Source organism: Paenibacillus sp. WG02 (assembly GCF_055396115.1).
Genome location: NZ_AP036016.1, coordinates 6,132,744 through 6,150,456, shown reverse-complemented (window position 1 = coordinate 6,150,456; position 17,713 = coordinate 6,132,744). Strand labels below are relative to the sequence as shown.

12 protein-coding genes and 4 pseudogenes are annotated in these 17,713 nt (G+C 43.6%); 14 read left to right on the top strand and 2 right to left on the bottom strand.

The genetic code is table 11. From position 1 onward, the window contains the following. Positions 1 to 16: 16 nt before the first annotated feature. The 14 genes and pseudogenes from ACBP55_RS27825 to ACBP55_RS27760 all read left to right on the top strand — a co-directional run bounded on the left by ACBP55_RS27825 (position 17) and on the right by ACBP55_RS27760 (position 14,501). Positions 17 to 1,117, top strand: coding sequence for a M24 family metallopeptidase (locus ACBP55_RS27825; RefSeq protein ID WP_464646235.1), 1,101 nt, complete (start codon positions 17 to 19; stop codon positions 1,115 to 1,117). An 83-nt stretch (positions 1,118 to 1,200) separates the two neighbouring features. Continuing rightward, positions 1,201 to 1,433: pseudogene (locus tag ACBP55_RS27820) on the top strand (ABC transporter permease); the annotation flags it as partial. 28 nt (positions 1,434 to 1,461) lie between these two features. Then, positions 1,462 to 1,687: pseudogene (locus tag ACBP55_RS27815) on the top strand (GNAT family N-acetyltransferase); the annotation flags it as partial. Positions 1,688 to 1,728: 41 nt separating this feature from the next. Continuing rightward, entirely contained in the window at positions 1,729 to 2,157 is a 429-nt protein-coding gene (locus tag ACBP55_RS27810; RefSeq protein ID WP_464646233.1) for a hypothetical protein, read from the top strand. Then, a complete protein-coding gene (locus ACBP55_RS27805) occupies positions 2,117 to 2,320 on the top strand; it encodes a hypothetical protein (protein ID WP_464646231.1) in 204 nt (67 codons plus the stop codon). Before ACBP55_RS27810 ends, ACBP55_RS27805 begins: the two co-directional genes overlap by 41 nt. A 530-nt stretch (positions 2,321 to 2,850) precedes the next feature. After that, positions 2,851 to 3,540, top strand: a complete 690-nt coding sequence (locus ACBP55_RS27800) for a response regulator transcription factor (RefSeq protein WP_464646229.1) — start codon at positions 2,851 to 2,853, stop codon at positions 3,538 to 3,540. After that, on the top strand, positions 3,537 to 4,469 hold the full coding sequence (locus tag ACBP55_RS27795; protein ID WP_464646227.1) for a sensor histidine kinase: 933 nt from the start codon (positions 3,537 to 3,539) through the stop codon (positions 4,467 to 4,469). Before ACBP55_RS27800 ends, ACBP55_RS27795 begins: the two co-directional genes overlap by 4 nt. An 82-nt stretch (positions 4,470 to 4,551) precedes the next feature. Beyond that, positions 4,552 to 5,487 carry an ATP-binding cassette domain-containing protein gene (locus tag ACBP55_RS27790; RefSeq protein WP_464646225.1) on the top strand — a complete coding sequence of 312 codons (936 nt, stop codon included), beginning with the start codon at positions 4,552 to 4,554 and terminating at the stop codon, positions 5,485 to 5,487. Between the two features lies 1 nt (position 5,488). Then, the gene (locus tag ACBP55_RS27785) at positions 5,489 to 6,169 is read left to right on the top strand and encodes an ABC transporter permease (protein WP_464646223.1); all 681 of its coding nucleotides are present in this window, start codon (positions 5,489 to 5,491) and stop codon (positions 6,167 to 6,169) included. A gap of 535 nt (positions 6,170 to 6,704) precedes the next feature. Next, positions 6,705 to 9,118 (top strand): annotated as a pseudogene (helD, locus tag ACBP55_RS27780) (RNA polymerase recycling motor HelD). Between the two features lie 30 nt (positions 9,119 to 9,148). Next, a pseudogene (locus ACBP55_RS27775) lies at positions 9,149 to 10,645 on the top strand (MDR family MFS transporter). A 192-nt stretch (positions 10,646 to 10,837) separates the two neighbouring features. Then, the gene (locus ACBP55_RS27770; RefSeq protein WP_464646221.1) at positions 10,838 to 12,307 is read left to right on the top strand and encodes a spore germination protein; all 1,470 of its coding nucleotides are present in this window, start codon (positions 10,838 to 10,840) and stop codon (positions 12,305 to 12,307) included. Positions 12,308 to 12,331: 24 nt separating this feature from the next. Then, positions 12,332 to 13,402, top strand: a complete 1,071-nt coding sequence (locus ACBP55_RS27765; protein WP_464646219.1) for a Ger(x)C family spore germination protein — start codon at positions 12,332 to 12,334, stop codon at positions 13,400 to 13,402. Then, the gene (locus ACBP55_RS27760) at positions 13,386 to 14,501 is read left to right on the top strand and encodes a GerAB/ArcD/ProY family transporter (protein WP_464646217.1); all 1,116 of its coding nucleotides are present in this window, start codon (positions 13,386 to 13,388) and stop codon (positions 14,499 to 14,501) included. The genes ACBP55_RS27765 and ACBP55_RS27760 overlap by 17 nt, the downstream gene beginning before the upstream one ends. A 99-nt stretch (positions 14,502 to 14,600) precedes the next feature. Here the strand turns inward: ACBP55_RS27760 and ACBP55_RS27755 are convergent, their stop codons facing one another. Together ACBP55_RS27755 and ACBP55_RS27750 are read right to left on the bottom strand one after the other, a co-directional pair. Continuing rightward, positions 14,601 to 15,899 (bottom strand): ABC transporter ATP-binding protein, encoded by a 1,299-nt coding sequence (locus ACBP55_RS27755; RefSeq protein ID WP_464646215.1) that lies wholly within the window; start codon positions 15,897 to 15,899, stop codon positions 14,601 to 14,603. Between the two features lie 12 nt (positions 15,900 to 15,911). Beyond that, positions 15,912 to 17,636, bottom strand: a complete 1,725-nt coding sequence (locus ACBP55_RS27750) for an ABC transporter permease (RefSeq protein WP_464646213.1) — start codon at positions 17,634 to 17,636, stop codon at positions 15,912 to 15,914. Positions 17,637 to 17,713 lie beyond the last annotated feature (77 nt).

The window sequence follows — 17,713 nt, the reverse complement described above, 5'->3', positions numbered from 1 at the left end:
GAGGTATTAGCAGCAAATGATCTCATTATACGATCTTAGACGCAAGCAACTCATCGCTTACATGGAACAAAAAAAGATCGACACAGCTTTGATAACGTCGCCTGTCAACGTGTATTATTTCACCGGATTTTCTTGCAATCCCCACGAACGTTTTTTGGCGCTTGCGGTCGATCGTTCAGGTTGTGATTGGTTGTTTGTACCCAGTCTGGATTTGGATGCGGCGAGGCTGCACAGCTCTGTTCAACATCTTGTACCTATATCCGATATCGATGATCCCATGGTTGTTCTGGAGCAAAATATCGGAAATAACGTCGCTTGGTTTGGTGTGGAAAAGAATGATATCCAAATGGTCAGATTTGAACAATTGCAGGGTACATTTCCGAAAGCTGGTTTTATCTCGCTCGAAGATCTTATCATGTCGCTAAGATTGAAAAAAAGCGAAAATGAAGCAGCGAAAGTTCGACTAGCTGTCGATGTGGTGCAAAAAGCGATAGAATATGCGACTCAAAAGGCAGTTATCGGCATGACCGAATTGGAACTGGTCGCTGAACTGGAATATCAAATGAAATGCTTGGGAGGCGAAAAGCTCGCCTTCGATTCTATCGTACTCGCTGGAACTAATTCTGCGCTTCCTCATGGCAAGCCGGGCAGTACCCCCTTCCGGCAAAATGATTTTATTTTAATTGATATCGGAGTTCACGTCGAAGGATTTTGTTCGGACATTTCGCGCACTTTTATTATGGGGGAAGGAACAAAAGCGCAGGAACACATATACGAAACTGTGCTTGCAGCCAATCTTCAAGCCATTGGGGCAATCAATGTAGGCACCCCATTCGGTGCCCTGGATCGTGCCGCGAGAAGCGCCATTTCATCGCAAGGGTATGGACCCTACTTTACACATCGCGTAGGTCACGGTTTTGGCTTGGAAGGTCATGAACCGCCCTCTATTCACGGACAGAATGAGATGATAATCGAGCCTGGCATGCTGTTTACTATTGAACCTGGCGTTTACGTGCCATCCATTGGCGGCGTTCGCATCGAAGATGATATTTTCATTAAGGAAGACGGCTCTGTAGAGGTATTGACGAATTACCCTAAGGCATTACGACGGTTATAATTCGCTAAAAGCTTGTTTTCATTTCGGAAAAGTTTGTTGTCTGTGTGTCGGTACTGCCGCTTGAAGGATTGAAATTCTAAGGAACGCTTGGCATCGCAACAGCCTTCATCGAAACGGCAGCTTTAGGGTTTCTGGGTTGGGAGCACAGCAGCCCAAATCGGAATGGGGCAAAATGTTGTCCGACTCGCGCCAGTTTATTGCGAACGCTCCGTGGAGGGTATTATCCCCAGGTTTGTTCATTAAGCTCAGGGTGCTCGGCTTCAACTTGATTGGCGACGGTTTGCGCGATGTGCTCGACCCTAAAATGAAACAATAAGCAGCAGCTTAATAGGTAATCGTGTGAAATCAAGCATAAGGATCCCTCTTGGTTGCGGTTTATTGGCGATAAAGGTGTGAGAACCCTTGAAGACGCACGCGATTATATATTGAAAGGACCTGTTGAAATGTATACCAGAATGGGCTTCGGTCTGTACTTAACGGAGATGAAGGAGGGGGGGGGGCCCGATTGGGATCTGTGGTCTCATAAAAAGAGATTCCTTAGAAGATGTGGATATTGGATTTGCGTTCCTTCCGACAGTAGATAAGCTTTTTATTGAAAGGGGAAAAAGAAAATGGATAAAGACAATATTGATAAATTAACAGCGCTGTTCTTCAATTCATTTACCAATAAAGAAGGACTCAAACCAAATGTCAGTGGATTACATCAGTTATTTATTCCAAAAGGAATGATAATTAAAAATACTGGTTCAACTCCTGAAATTTACAATCTTGAACAATTTATTGAGCCTCGTGAGAAACTGTTAAATGAAGGGCTTCTTATTGACTTTAAGGAAGAAGAAATATCTGAGAGAACTGAAATATTCGGTAATATCGCTCATCGCTTCAGTCTTTATCAAAAATCAGGAGTACTATCAGGAGTGGCGTTTGAAGCCAAAGGTATGAAGACTATTCAATTTATTAAGACGCAAGACGGTTGGAAAATTAGTGCTGTAGCTTGGGATGATGAAAGAGATGGATTATTTATTCCAGAGCATCAGTAGTTTTTTTAAGGGATTTGAAATAGATTGTCAACAAAAAGAGAGTTATTATACTAGTGTTCACTACTTAGTTAAGCCTAAAGAGGAAAGTAGCATTATTTGTGAAATACAAGTCAGAACTTTATTTGAGGAAATATGGGGGGGAATTGATCACACGGCTTTCTAAATTAGTGTCTACAGGTACAAGATTAGCGGATTCAATATTCCGAAGGTTACAGTGAACATGGCAAAAGTATAGTTTGATATAAATTACGAATTCATTTAATCCAGGGGATTGGCAAATCTGGCTCCAACTTTACAGCAGATGGGATGTGTCTGCCTCACTCAATATAAATTATGCCCTCGCTATTAAAGTCGAAGATCCATCTGGTCAAGTTAATGCATATCAGGACATTCAGAATGAGGTAGGGAATAGAATTACGCCAATGACAAGCGTAAGATTACGGTCTTCTTTTTAATTTAATTATTGCACGACTAAAGAGGATCGGGCAGTTTAATCACTGCTTCATCCTCTTTAAATTTAGCCGTTATATTGTGTAAGGGGAACCGTACCACAAATGACGGCGAAAAAAGTTATTGGGAGACTTTGTGCATTAATGGTAAACATATACACGAAACTACACATGTTTCCTTTAATAGAATCAGGCTATTTACTCTGTGGGGCTAAATTGCCTAGGTGAATGAGGAGGTATAGATATGCCTACAATTTTGGTAGTAGAGGATGAAAAAGAGATCCGTGAGATGATCGTCAATCATTTAAAGACGGATAATTTTGATGTTGTCGAAGCAGCCGATGGCGAAGAAGCTTTGTCCATCTTCAGTAAGCATAACTTTGATCTCATTTTATTAGATTTGATGTTGCCCAAGTTAAGCGGCAAGAAAGTTATGGCCCATATTAGAGAGCATTGCTTGGTGCCATTGCTCATCATATCAGCTAAGGATACGGAGACAGATAAGATTCTCGGACTCGAATTAGGGGCGGACGACTACATAACAAAACCGTTCTCGATGGGTGAGTTGAACGCACGAATACACGCTCTGCTTCGAAGGGCTAGTTATTCTCGTTCAACGCCCGAAGAAACGGTGATACGTTTCGGTCAGCTGGAATTAAACATGGAGGACTACTCACTGGTCAAGTCGAATCGGAAGATCAATCTTACGATCAAAGAGTTCGAGATCCTCAGGCTATTTTTCACCCATCCCAAAAAAGTATTTACGAAAGCGCAAATTTATTCGAGCGTATGGCAGGAGGATTTTGTCGGGGACGACAACACGGTAATGGTGCATATCAGCCGCCTTCGCGACAAGATTGAAGATAACCCTGCCGAGCCGAGAATCATTAAGACTGTCTGGGGAATCGGCTATAAACTGGGAGATCAAGCATGAGGTTTATGCTTCCTCTTTCTGTTTTATGCGTTGTCTTGCTGCTTATTCTCATCTATGCCCTTATTCAGTTAAGGCTCAAGAACAAGCATATTTCTCAAATTGCATTATCGCTTGAAAATTACTCGCAAGACGCGGTGAATGCAAGGGTCCGATTGTTGACAACAGATCCGAGCAGCCGTCGATTGATTGAAAATATTAATCAACTTCTGAAAGAACACGAGAACTACCGTATTCGTGATGCGCAAACACGCGATGAGATGGGAAAAATGTTATCCAACGTGTCACATGATCTACGTACACCTATGACGATCATTCTTGGATATGTGAATGCGCTGAATGCCAACCCCGATATGAACACCGATCAGGCAAAAGCCTATCTGAACAAAGTAGAAAACAAAACGAAAGAAATCATCGACATGATGAATGATTTTTTCTCCCTATCGAAGCTGGAATCAGGGGATGTGCACATACAACTTTCAAGGCACAATGTATCGGAGATTTTACGAGAGAACATATTGACCTACCACGATATGATTACCGAAATGAATCGCAATGTTGACATCAGCATCCCCGGAGAAGACTGTTATGCTCTAACGAATCGGGAAGCTCTCAGCCGTATTCTTAGCAATTTGATTAGCAATGCCATCAAATATGGTGCAGACGGAGATACCATTGGTTTTAACGTAAACGACCAGCATGATAAGGTGTACATCGAGATCTGGGATAACGGAAAAGGGATCCCGCATTCGAAAATCCAGCGGATCTTCGAACGCTTGTATACCCTGGAAGAATCGCGCAGTAAAGATTTGGAGGGAAGTGGATTAGGCCTCGCTATCGTAAAGGTTTTGGTGGAAAAAATGGGGGGAGTAATAGAGGCGCATAGTCTTCCCTTTGAGAAGACCAGTTTCCGCTTTTACTTGCGAAAGTAAGAAATATGTATGATTGAAGACAGAGCTTTTACAGATCTGTCTTTTATAATTTAGAGGTGTGAAACACGAAAGGAGCTGAGGTATGACATACGCTATACAAACTCACGACCTGAGTAAGCGCATCGGCGGAAATACGATTGTGGACAATCTCAATATGAATGTGAAAGCCGGGGAAATATACGCTTTTTTAGGCGGCAACGGTTCAGGCAAAACAAGTACGCTCAAGATGATCGCCAATCTATGGAAACCGACAGCAGGCAGTATTGAAGTGTTTGCGAAGACGATCAAGCCTCAATCTTACGAATATCTACAGAATGTTGGCTGCATTATCGAATATCCACGCTTCTATGACAGACTGTCTGCTCGTAGAAATTTGGAAATTCATCAAAAACTCAGCGGGTATGAGGAGAAAGGCTGTATTGATCAGGTATTGAAGGAGGTCGATTTGTCTCTTAGCAGTAACAATCCGGTCTCTACGTTCTCCTTGGGCATGAAGCAACGGCTGGGGTTGGCTCGGGCGATCCTTACACGCCCCTCTCTGTTGCTGCTGGACGAACCGATTAACGGCCTTGATCCAGCGGGCATCAAAGAAATACGCAGTTTACTTATCGATTTGTCCAAACAAAGAGGGCTAACGGTCGTCATTTCCAGCCATGTCTTAAGCGAATTGGAGCACATGGCAGCGACGGTCGGGATTATTCATCGAGGGAAGATGTTGACCGAACTTTCCTATCAAGCGATTTCTGAAATGAACCGGCAAAGCATCGAATTTATGGTGAATGACGGACAAAAAGCTGCTTTTCTCCTGCACGATAAGCTTGGTCTGTCTAATTTCACAATCGTGGATGCTCATACGATTCGCCTCTATGAACATTTGGATGAAGGTGGGAAAATAAATGGATGGCTCTCAAGCGAAGGGGTAGAGGTACGGTCCATGGTGCTTAAGCAAGATACGCTGGAGGATTACTTCTTGTCGCTAGTGCACAGAACCAACCATCATGCAGAGGAGTCGAAATAGCATGGGAGTTATCATTCAATGCGAACTCATGAAGCTTAAACATCGAGGCCGAATATTCGGTATTATTGGATCCTCGTTGGTATGTGCCGGTCTGATGGTTCCCATCTTCTTGTTGCTGGAAACGGGCATGAATGATTGGAACTCCATCTTTGTGGTCTGCTTTATTATATCAGCGTTCGTCACGCAAATTTTCCTGTGTGTCCTTTCAGGAGAAATCTTCACGCAGGAATATGAACAGAAAACGATCCTAAACATGCTCATGTATCCGATTGATCGTTCTCGACTCTACTACGGGAAGATGGTGGTCATGTTCATGTATAGTGTACTTGCAACCGTATTGTCTTCCTTGCTTCCTTTGATATCCATATCAGTTGTAAATGTTTTCCGTGTCAGTGTGGCCGAGCCGTTCACCTTCGGCCATTGGCTAACCTTTGCTTTTTTACTAGTCGTCTTCAGTGTGACTCATACTGTAGGATCGATCGTTTACAGTTATTTTTCCATTGTCCGTCGCTCCACGTTGCTGAAGGTGCTTGCATGTGTCCTGCTAATTTCTCCGTTTGGAGGAGGTGAGACGGGAGAGAACGTCTTTTTCCGGTTGATTTCAGTCGGGATCATGACGGTGCTGTCACTCTTATTTCTCATACCAACTTTGAAGACATTTAAATCTGAGGACGTTGGTTAGGAGATTTTTATTTCTGGAGGTGTATCAAAGAGTTATGGGGAACAAAAAGGACAGAATAGTTTTCTTAATCGCCATTGCAGCGATAATAATTATTATCAATATAACACTGTCATTGACTGTATCTTGGTGGTAGAGACAGGCGGGAGTCGGTCCCCACTTTTAAATCATACTGTAAAGGCACCCCACCGGGGTGCCTTTATTTTACGCCGATAGACCCGTTAAGCTGAACCATACCATAAGTGACGGCGAAATATTTAGTCAAACGGCTCCTTAGTAACATATCAAATCTTCCTAGCAACAACGAAATATTCCTGAGAACTTTTCTTCAAGCAATCCGATTAGCAGCTCTGCCGGGGTAACAACAAAAAAAGATTGAACACGAAATACCGCTATGATATAATCGGTAGCGGTATTGACAAATTAAAATAAAGAATATATACATTTTTATTCCCACTTTAATTGTACATCTGGAACTTTGATTTGTCAATGCTCTTTTTTATCCCAAAAAATGGAAAAAGGAGTGTGTTCAGGAGAGATGGAAGCGAAGGATTGGCGGCAGGAACAGGAGCGGCTAGAACGGGTCAGGAACAAACTGCAGGCGAGAATCGCCGAACTGGAGCCGGAGGTTGCCGGACTGCGCGATCAGGCTACGGACATCCGCAAGCGGTTTTGGGAAGAAGTTACGATCAACACAAGCACGTACGAAGATTTCGAAGAGACTTTCTACACGATTAACCAACAGTCCGCGGTATTGGCCGAACGGGAGCGCGGCCACAAGCTGTTGACGCAGCAATGGAAAAGCATGAAACGTCTGCTCCCGTCTCCTTATTTCGGACGCATCGACTTTCAGGAGGATGGCCTGGACCTCAGCGAGCAGATCTATATCGGCGTATCTTCTTTCGTAGACGAAGACGGATTGAGCTTTCTGATCTATGACTGGCGTACGCCAATCGCTAGCCTGTACTACGACTACTCCCCGGCCTGGCGTCTTATGTCACGCCGACTGGAAGAATCGAAGGGAATATGGAGCTCAAACGGCAATTTCAGATTCAAAACGGGCAAATCCGCAACATGTTTGACGCGAGCGAAACGATCGGAGACGAATTGCTGCAGCAAGTGCTCGGCAAAGGTGCTGACTCGCAAATGAAGAGTATCGTGGCAACCATCCAGAAGGAGCAAAACGCCATCATCCGCAATGACAAAAGCCGGATGCTTATCGTACAGGGGGCGGCCGGCAGCGGTAAGACTTCCGCGGCATTGCAGCGGGTGGCGTACTTGCTGTACAAACATCGGCTGACGATCAGGGCTGATCAAATCGTTCTTTTCTCACCGAATCCGATGTTTACCAGTTATATCTCCACCGTCCTTCCGGAGCTCGGTGAAGAGAATATGCAGCAGACGACTTTTCAAGAATATCTCGACTATTGGGTAGGTTCCTCGTTACGGCCGGAGGATGCCTTTGATCAGATCGAATTTGTACTGACCGCACAAGGAGCGCCGGGGTATGAGGCTCGTCTTCAGGGGATCGAGTATAAAGCTTCCGAGGCTTTCCTACAAGCCCTGCAGAACTATGGAATGTGGTTGGGACGGGAAGGCATGCGATTTGGCGGCATTCGGATTCGCGACCGCGATTTGATTACCGCGGAGCGAATGAGAGCGAAATTTTACAGTTATGACCGTTCCCTGCCGCTCTTCAATCGTGTCGTTCTCTTGCAGGAATGGCTGCTGAATGAACTGGCTTCGCTGGAACGAATGGAACGGGAAGCGCCTTGGGTACAGGAAGAGTTGAATTATCTCGACACCGAGCAGTACGCGGAAGTCTTCGGAATGCTGCATAAAGACAGGGAAGTTTTCGACGTTGCGGAACAATACGCCGAAGTTCACGAGAAAATTAACAACAAGCGCCGGGAAGATGAAGGCGACTTTGACTTCGCCCAGAGGGAGGAAGATCTGCTCCGCCGAAGGATCGTGAAAGAAAGCTTTAAACCGTTAAGGAAAAGTGTGAAGAAATTCTCGTTTGTAGATGTCAAAGGCATATATGGCCAATTGTTTGAGGGCGGAGCCGCTTATCGGGAGAAAACGAATGGGGCCGTCATCCCACCGCTGTGGCCTGAAATATGCAGGCAAACCAAGGAAAAGCTGCTCCGGAACGAGTTATTCCACGAGGATGCGACTCCGTATTTGTATGTAAAAGAACTGATCGAAGGCGTCCGGACGAACACGGAAATCCGGTATGTCTTCGTTGATGAGGGTCAAGATTATTCGCCGTTTCAATATGAATATCTAAAAAAGCTGTTTCCCCGTGCCCGGATGACGGTACTCGGCGATTTCGGGCAAGCGATCTTCATGCAGGCCACAAGTTTGGACGCAGCCGATTCGCCGCTGCTCCGCCTTTTCGGCGAAGCCGAAACAAGCCTTGTCCGCCTGGTGCGCAGTTATCGTTCAACCAGGGAGATTGTTGAATTTACGAAATCGATGCTTCCAGGCGGAGAAGAAATTGAACCGTTTGAAAGGGGAGGCCAAAAGCCCTTTCTGACGAGACTAGACGGCAGGGAGAAGCGTGATGCACAAATTCTGGCAGACATCGCGGCGCTCAGGGCCGAGGGCTTCGATTCCATCGCCGTCATTACGAAGACAGCTGCCGAAAGCCGGGAGGCCCATGAATCGTTACGGATTCATGGAGGCGAAGGTCTGCAGCTCATTACGAAGGAGACGCTCAATTTTGAAAAAGGAGTGATGGTCATTCCCGTGTATCTCGCCAAGGGTGTCGAGTTCGATGGAGTCTTGGTCTATGATGCTTCGCCCGAAGCTTACGGCCGGGACAACGAACGCAAGCTTCTTTATACGGCGTGTACGCGGGCCATGCACCGGCTTCATCTTTACACGACGGGCGATTGGTCGCCGTTCGTGCAGGCGTTGCCTGCGAATTTGTATGAGAAAGCAATATAACACAGCTCGATGAGCAGAAAGCAGGGATCAATGTCAATTCCTACGCAAACAAAAACAATGGCAGCCGGCGGGGATGACTTCACGCTGAAAGCCATTCTGCCGCCGCTCATAGCGATTATTGTCGGCATGATCATGGTTATTCTGGACAGCACCGTCGTCAATAATGCCATTCCGAAACTCGTGGAATACTTCGACACCGACCTAAAGACGATCCAATGGACCGTCACCGGCTATACGCTGGCCTTATCCGCCGTAATCCCGCTTGCAGGCTGGATGGCCGATAAATTCGGCTCCAAGCAAATTTTCATGATTACGATCGCCCTGTTCACGATCGGCTCAGTGCTGTGCGGCATCGCGCAATCGCCGGAACAGCTGATTATTTACCGCGTCATTCAAGGCTTGGGAGGCGGTATGGTGGGCCCGATCGGGATGGCCATGGTGTTCAAGCTCGCGCCTCCAGAGCGCCGCGGATCCATCATGGGCGTACTCGGCGTCCCAATGCTGATTGCACCGGCTTTCGGTTAGGTGCTATCCGGCTGGCTGGTCGATTCTGTCAGCTGGCACTGGATTTTCATTATCAATCTGCCGATCGGCATTATCGCCTTTATTCTCGGGTATAAATATTTGCCGAAAGTAGGTCGCCATGCGGCGCCGCATCTGGACGTCATCGGCATGTGCCTCGCACCGATCGCCTTCTCCATGCTGGCGTACGGCGTGAGCGAAGGCGGCACCAGCTGGTCCTCCGCTTCGACGATCACGGGCTTAACCGTCGGCGGCATTGCACTCATCCTCTTCATCTTCGTGGAACTGGCACAGAAGCAGCCGCTGCTGGAGCTGAAAGTGTTCAAGTCGTCCGATTTTACACGCAGCATCATCATGACGTGGATCGTACAGCTCCCGCTGTTCGGCACAATGCTGATCGTGCCGCTGTATCTGCAAGGCGTCATGCACTACACTGCGCTTGAAACGGGCTGGATTCTGATGCCGTATGCACTATGCGCAGGACTCGGCATGCCAATCAGCGGCAGGTTGTTCGATAAGATCGGCGCGCGTCCGCTCGCCTTCGCCGGTCTTACCGTCATAACCATTTCCCTGTTCATCTTGTCCGGCATATCGGTGGATACCTCGCTGTGGGTTATCATTCTGTGCATCTGCATCTTGGGTCTCGGCATGGGCTTCACCATGATGCCGCTCAACACGCATGTCTTGAACTCTGCGCCTCGCCGACTGGTGAGCCGCGTCACACCGCTGACAACAGCAGCTTCGCAAGTTGTCCTCTCGTTCGCGGTCGCGGGCCTGACGGGTTATCTCACGTCGCATATTACTTCCCACGCCGCAAGCGTGGGAGCGGATGCGAATCCGCTCAATGCCGTCGTCGCGGGTTACGGTGACACGTTCTTCCTGTCCGCGTGCCTCGTGACCGCGGGTGTTGCACTGTCGCTCCTTCTGCGTAAACCGAAGCAGCAGGAAGAAAAGGGAACCGCCAGCGCGGACAATCCGGACCCGGCGATGATGATGGATCACTAATCGCGGATCGGCTCCGATTCGCACGTATGCAAATAGCCTTGGCCGTTAGTCGGCCAAGGCTATTTTTTGCTGATTCACAAATCATTGACCGTTCGCTAATGATGAATCAGCTGAAACGTTAGGCGAGTAAATGGCATAATTTACATTTATTGAGTGCATAATAAGAAAAATTAGTAAGGTGGTGGTCCACTATTGAAGAATCTAAAAATTGCGTTAAAAGAAGCCTCCAAATCGGGTGACTTTATACAATCTGTAATTACAATACATCATACAATATTTCATTTTTCTTATTATAAATCTATTGTAAATCATGAACAGATCAGCAATGATCTTCTATTATGTTTCCAACGCGCCAATGCTAAAATAAATGATTTGAATGAATTGAATAACCTGATTCCCATCGAAGGAATGAAGTTATCGTCAAACCTGGAAGAGATTTCTCTAAATTTGATAAAAGGTTCCATTTATATTCAATTGGATACCGATCTATCTGAAGGTATATTAGTTAACATTGCAGATCTACAAAAAGGCTATCGTGACAATAATATATCTGAGAATGAATACAGCGTAATCGGTCCGTGTACAGCTTTTGTCGAAGCTATCGATACTAATCTCAATTTATTGAGAAAAGAAATTATTTCTGAAAAACTAATATTTGAGGAACACACATGCGGGTCTCTTTCCAAGACTAGAGTAGTGATAGCCTATATCGATGGAATAGCCAACCCTGAGCATGTAAATACATTAAGGCAGAGACTTATGGATTTTGATTTTGATGTGGTCTTTGATTCTGCTACTCTCGACCAGATTATTTCCGACAACTCAAATACGCCTTTCCCTTTATTTATGTCAACTGAACGCGTAGATCGGATAAAGGCTAGCCTACTTTTAGGGCAAGTGGCTACTATTAGCAACGGTTCACCCTATGTCATTTCCGGTCCCACCACCGTGTTTGATTTTTTCTATTCACCAGAGGATTTTTATTTGCCGTGGGTTTTGGGTTCTTTTTTGCGTATTATTCGTTATTTGGGAGTTGCATACTCCATCTTGGCTACACCAATCTATGTCGCAGTAATAACCTTTCATTATAATGTCGTACCAAGAGCCCTCTTAGGCCCGATTATCGAATCCAGAACGAATGTGCCTTTTATACCTTTTTTGGAAGTACTCTTATTAGAGCTATCCGTAGAGCTAGTGCGTGAGGCAGGAGCTAGGCTGCCGACAAAAGTCGGTCAAACCTTGGGGATCGTTGGCGGCGTCGTTCTTGGTGAGGCAGCGGTACGAGCTGGCTTAACGAGCAATATATTAATTATTGTTGTTTCTATTTCCGCATTGTCATCCTTTACCACACCAATCTTCAAAATGGCCAACACGTTACGCTTTCTCAGGTTTCCATTTATTGGCTTGGCGGCAGCTTTTGGGTTATTAGGCGTTATGATCGGCGTAGTGTTTCTTATGGGTCATCTGCTGCGCTTGAAATCTCTAGGTACCCCATATCTAGTTCCATTGTACCCTTTTCGTAGCAAAGATTTTAAAGAAAATATCATACGCAATTCCTTTAGTCTGACTTGGAGTCGAGGTCGTTTTTTACGTCCGCTCATTCAGAGACGATACAAGGTTAAAAAGCATAAAGATATTGGAGACGATTATAATAATGAATAATTCATTGCAAAGGAACATTCGTAAATGAAAATGCATGTTGGAGCTCTCTGTTTGTGCTTCTTATTATCGGGATGCGCAAAACAACAAATTATCGACAAGATTAAAATTCTTCAAAGCATTGGGTACGATATTCAAGGGGAAACATTTAAGAGCAGCGCTTCTTACTCTTCTTATGAAAAGAAAGCGCGTTTACAGGTGTTAACCGCCGAATCACAAACTTTTGGCGGGGTACATATTGCCTTAACTACCCAATCTGAAGACCCAATCGTGATAGGACAAGTGCGAACATGCGTCATTAGCGAAAAGTTTGCAAGAAGAGGTCTACAAGAACTCGCTAGCAGCTTTGTACGAGATCCTTTGGTAAGCAGTAACGCTGCTGTAGTTATAACTAAACAAGAGACAAGTTCGATTTTGTCCGAAACTTTAAAATATCCGCCCTACTATTTATCAGATTTAGTCAAACAAAACATGGAGTATGGGAATATCCCTTCGACAAATATCCATCTATTGCTTGATCAATATTTTGGAGAAGGTCAAGATGTGTATCTTCCCATGTTGAATAAAGATGAAAAAGGCGCATTCCATTTAGAGGGGGTCGGTGTCTTTAAAGGAGATAAGTTGCATTTATTGTTAACCAACAAAGAAGCGTTTTTTCTAAAAATTCTCAAAGATAAGTCTAGAACCATATCCAGCTACTATGAATTTACATCGAAACAGAAGGAAAAAATTTTTTTTCAAATATTGCACGAAGAACGAAAAGTGTCGCTGCAACAGAATGACAGGGCTGTCATTTTTCTTAAGTTAATTATAGATATTAGAGAAATTCCGAATAAAAGCTCAGTCGACAAGAGCGATCTGCTTGAACTAAAGAAACAAATCGAAAATCATTTTTCAAAAGAGATTACAACGATGTTAGAAAAATTTCAGAATAACAATATCGATCCAATTGGCTTTGGAGAGCTATACAGAAGTAAGGAAAAAAAATGGAATCAGCAGGAATTTAGTCATACATCGTACCCGAAAATCAAATTTGAAGTGGATACAGAGATCGTTATTCAACAGTCGGGAGTTGGCATTAGTGCAGCAAAGAGTTAAGGAGAATTACTTGATTTCCGGATGGTTCGCATTTTTCTTAGTAAATGCCCTGGCTGGAAATGGATTTATTCAAAATATATTGTTTAAAGATGCGGAGCAAGATACTTGGATATCGGTTCTCTTCATGGGACTAAGCCTTCATATTATTATTTGGATGATTTACAAGATGCTAGGAAATCCATCTAAAGACGTGATTGACTTGCATCGAATGATTTTCGGCAGCTTCTTGGGAAATGCTGTTTCGCTACTCTTGATAGCGTATTTTTTCATGTTAGCTTTGTCCGTCTTTCGATCTTACATTGATATTCTTCAAATATGGGTATTTCCGTCTCTTAAAACATGGGTATTGGCTGTCATACTTATTATAATGATATATTATCTCGTATCTGGAGGATTCAGAGTTTTAACCGGATTTGCTTTTTTCGCGGTTATAATGTCCTACATATTAATTATCCTCAATATTTTTCCCATTCGATATGGAATTTTCACTTATTTGTTACCTGTATGGAATCATTCCGTTCATGATTTGTTCAAATCCTTTAAAACTTCTTGCGGCATGTTTATGGGATTTGAAACTATGCTTATTTACTTCCCTTTTCTAAAATCACCTGAAAAAAATGCAAAATGGGCCCATTTCGGCTTACTTATAACTACGCTACAATATACAACAATAATAGTTACAACTCTTATGTATTTTAGTCATGGTCTGCTAATGCACACGCTTTACCCTGTTTTAGTAGAAACAAAAATTATTGAATTTGATTTCCTGGAAAGAATTGAATATATATTTGCTGTTAGTATGCTGATAATTATAATCCCGATGCTTTGTATCTCTATATGGAGCTGTACGAGAATTATGAAAAGAATAACGCAGCTCAAACCCCGTATTTCGTTACCATTGATCCTAATAGCCTTCTTCATTGTTATTATTCAGTTTAACGATCGAATCAAGGTGGATGAATTAGGAAGGTTTGTTTCCGAAGTCGGATTTTATTTTCTTTTTGCTTACATTCCATCGATATTTATCATTTACATGATCGTCACAAAAATATTTGCAAAAAAAAGGGGGGATCTTATGAATGAGAATTCGGTGAATTAAATGAATAAATGACAGAGAAATTTTTATTAAGGCCTTGGTATTTTGCGAAGAACGCAAATTCCGGATATTGTCCGAAATTAGCGTTCTTCTATAGCAGCCTTATTCCGACGCTGCAGCTGTTTCGTACTCAATATAGAGATTTTTAGCTTTTTCATCGTAAGCCAACAATTCAGCATACCTTCCCCAATCAATCAAAATATCTAATTGATGGCCTGCTTCTTCCAAACCAAAATGCTTTTCGAAGATTTCCAAGAAAAACTCTCGTTCCATTTTGTTGTTTGATTTAGAGTGCAAGATCCAAATAATCTTTTCTATCATGGGGACATGCTGAAGCACTTGTCTTTTGAATATATCTTTTCTGTTCAAAACACTGGCATCAGCAAAGTGACGACCAATTTCTGTTAATTCAATATCTCCGTGCTGGATGTGAGCAAAACCTAGCATCTGGGCTGCTTCGACAATTGGCAAAAAGTCCTCCAAATTAAGACTTAATTGATCGGCCAGCTTGTATAAATCAACTGTTTTTCCAAGATCATCAATCAATTCAATAAACCCTGTTAATGCACCTGCAGGTACTTCTTGAACCTTTTCGATCTTTTTCTTTTGTTCTTCGATATGTTCATTCTGCTTTATTTCACGTTTGGTCAATATGGAATAAATTTTATCAACGAGCCCGGTAAATTGTGCCTCCTGTTTATCGCGCCAATGAGGCATAGGAATCAAAATATCCGCTATAACACGAGCTGGATCACGAGATAAGACAATCGCTCGATCGGACATATAGACCGCTTCTTCGATACTGTGCGTAACCATAATAATCGATTTTGTCGGGATCTTTTTTTCTGTCCATAATTCAAGTAAATCCCGTTTGAGGTTCTCCGCCGTCAAAACGTCTAGGGCTGAGAAAGGCTCATCCATCAACAGAATATCTGGTTCCATGACAAGAGCGCGGCCAATGCCTACGCGTTGTCTCATACCGCCTGATAGTTCCTTCGGATATGCGCCTTCGAACCCATCGAGTCCAACCATATCAATGATGGAGAGGGCTTTGCGCATTTTCTCTGCTTCTGTTAATGGTTTATTTTCGAGTCCTAATTTTACGTTCTCAAGTACCGTAAGCCAAGGAAATAGTGCAAAGGATTGGAATACCATACCCACTCCAGCATTCGTCCCCTTGATCTCGTGCCCGTTATAAAAGACTGTTCCTTGAGAGGGAGGGACAAGTCCGGCAATAATCCGAAGCAGGGTGGACTTTCCAGAGCCGGAAGGCCCAAGAATGGAGACGAACTCACCCTCTGTAATATTCAATTGTATATCTTCCAGAATACTGACATTTGTAGTGTTTGGCTTATCATAACGTTTGCTGATTTTTTGAAGTTGTATCAATGTATTTTTCATGATATTACACCTCTATTCCAGATGATATTTTTTTTCTGAGATCGCGTATAACTTGCGCCAAACCAAACGATTTACAAGTACTACCATTATGCACATCACTATAATTCCCCAAATGATTTGGGGCCAGTTTCCATTTGTTGTTGCTTGGGCGATAAAAGAACCCAATCCAGACGCTTGTAAAGTGTTATTTTTCCAAGAAACAAGCTCGGAGACGATACTCGCGTTCCAAGCTCCTCCACTAGCTGTGATACATCCCGTAATGAGAAACGGAAATACACTGGGTAAGATTAACTTCATCCATGTTTGCAGGCGGGTCAGTCTCAAAATAGCTGCGGCTTCTTTCAAATCGGAAGGAATAGCCATCGCTCCGGCAATAATGTTAAACAAGATGTACCACTGTGTCCCCAACATCATCAGAGGAATAGAACCAATGTTCATACTGACTCCAAGTTTCAGGTATAGAATCGTAAACAAGGGGAATGCCATATTTGCTGGAAAAGAAGCTAAGACCTGTACAATGGGCTGAGCAATCCTTGAAAGTTTAGGATTCATACCGATCATGACACCTATTGGCACCGTCCATAATGCAGCGAAAATGGTTGATACGAAAACGCGTAGGGCTGTTTGCAGTCCGAGTACGACAACTCTAACTAATTCGTTCCAGCTTAGTTGTATGATTTCCATAACAGCTTCATAGACATACTTGGCAACGAATACGATAACGATGATCCAAATGATCCAGATCACAATTCTAGAAATAAGAAATGACGGTTTAGGCAAATGAATGGAGGTACTTCTTTGTTTGAATTTACTTTTTAAGTCGTGAAAGAAAGATCCCACTTTATGATTGACATAACGAATGAATCTGGCACGTTTTAAAATGTCATAGACCCAAGATTTTGGGACTTCAGCAGCTTCGGATTGCTCGTTTTTAAATTTCTGTGCCCAAGCGACAAGTGGTCGCCAAAACAATTGGTCCACAAGACATATCAAAATGATCATGGTCATAATGGAATATACAATAGCCTTTACATTCCCTTGGTCAGCGGCCATTGCCATGTAAGAGCCGATTCCGGGCAAATGAATGTCTTGATTTAACACGGTGATCGATTCGCTTGCCGCGAGAAAGAACCAACCTCCGCCGAATGACATCATACTGTTCCAAACTAATCCGATCATGGAAAAGGGCACTTCGAGTTTGGTAAAGCGAGACCATAAGCCGAGACGATGAATACTTGCAGCTTCGTTTAGAGGGCGTGGAATCGTTGTAAGTGAGTGATAAAAGCTAAATGTCATGTTCCAAACTTGACCGGTAAAAATGGCAAAAATCGAAGCACATTCAACACCGAGCAGACTCCCAGGAAACAAGGACATGAACATCATAACGGTTGCAGATAGAAAACCCAGTACCGGTACAGACTGTAAAATATCGATGGCAGGTATCATGATTTTTTCAGCCATGCGGTTGTAAGCAGCGATTCGCCCATAAACAAATGTAAATAAAAGTGAAGCTCCAAATGCAATAAACATTCTGAGAAGTGATCGTCCCGCGTAGTAGGGAAGCATAGACGGGTCAAGGCTCATCGTCGGTTGATTACTTTCGGAGAAAGGAACTTTCATCCCCGCACCCAGATGGGCTGTTAAATAAAGAATGGACAAGAGTATGAGAATTACCAGAACATCAGCTAAGCCGAATTTATATTTATTGCTAGTATGAAGAAACCCGTTCCATTTCATCGCGAAAACCTCCTTTACAAATAAAAAGCTCTCCTCAAAATTGCATGAGGAGAGCGCAAATATTCCATCTTTTCAGA

Coding starts and splice junctions, on each gene's coding strand:
- ACBP55_RS27825 (WP_464646235.1), top strand. CDS start 17: ATGATCTCATTATACGATCTTAGACGCAAGCAACTCATCGCTTACATG.
- ACBP55_RS27810 (WP_464646233.1), top strand. CDS start 1,729: ATGGATAAAGACAATATTGATAAATTAACAGCGCTGTTCTTCAATTCA.
- ACBP55_RS27805 (WP_464646231.1), top strand. CDS start 2,117: ATGATGAAAGAGATGGATTATTTATTCCAGAGCATCAGTAGTTTTTTT.
- ACBP55_RS27800 (WP_464646229.1), top strand. CDS start 2,851: ATGCCTACAATTTTGGTAGTAGAGGATGAAAAAGAGATCCGTGAGATG.
- ACBP55_RS27795 (WP_464646227.1), top strand. CDS start 3,537: ATGAGGTTTATGCTTCCTCTTTCTGTTTTATGCGTTGTCTTGCTGCTT.
- ACBP55_RS27790 (WP_464646225.1), top strand. CDS start 4,552: ATGACATACGCTATACAAACTCACGACCTGAGTAAGCGCATCGGCGGA.
- ACBP55_RS27785 (WP_464646223.1), top strand. CDS start 5,489: ATGGGAGTTATCATTCAATGCGAACTCATGAAGCTTAAACATCGAGGC.
- ACBP55_RS27765 (WP_464646219.1), top strand. CDS start 12,332: ATGAAAATGCATGTTGGAGCTCTCTGTTTGTGCTTCTTATTATCGGGA.
- ACBP55_RS27755 (WP_464646215.1), bottom strand. CDS start 15,899: ATGAAAAATACATTGATACAACTTCAAAAAATCAGCAAACGTTATGAT.
- ACBP55_RS27750 (WP_464646213.1), bottom strand. CDS start 17,636: ATGAAATGGAACGGGTTTCTTCATACTAGCAATAAATATAAATTCGGC.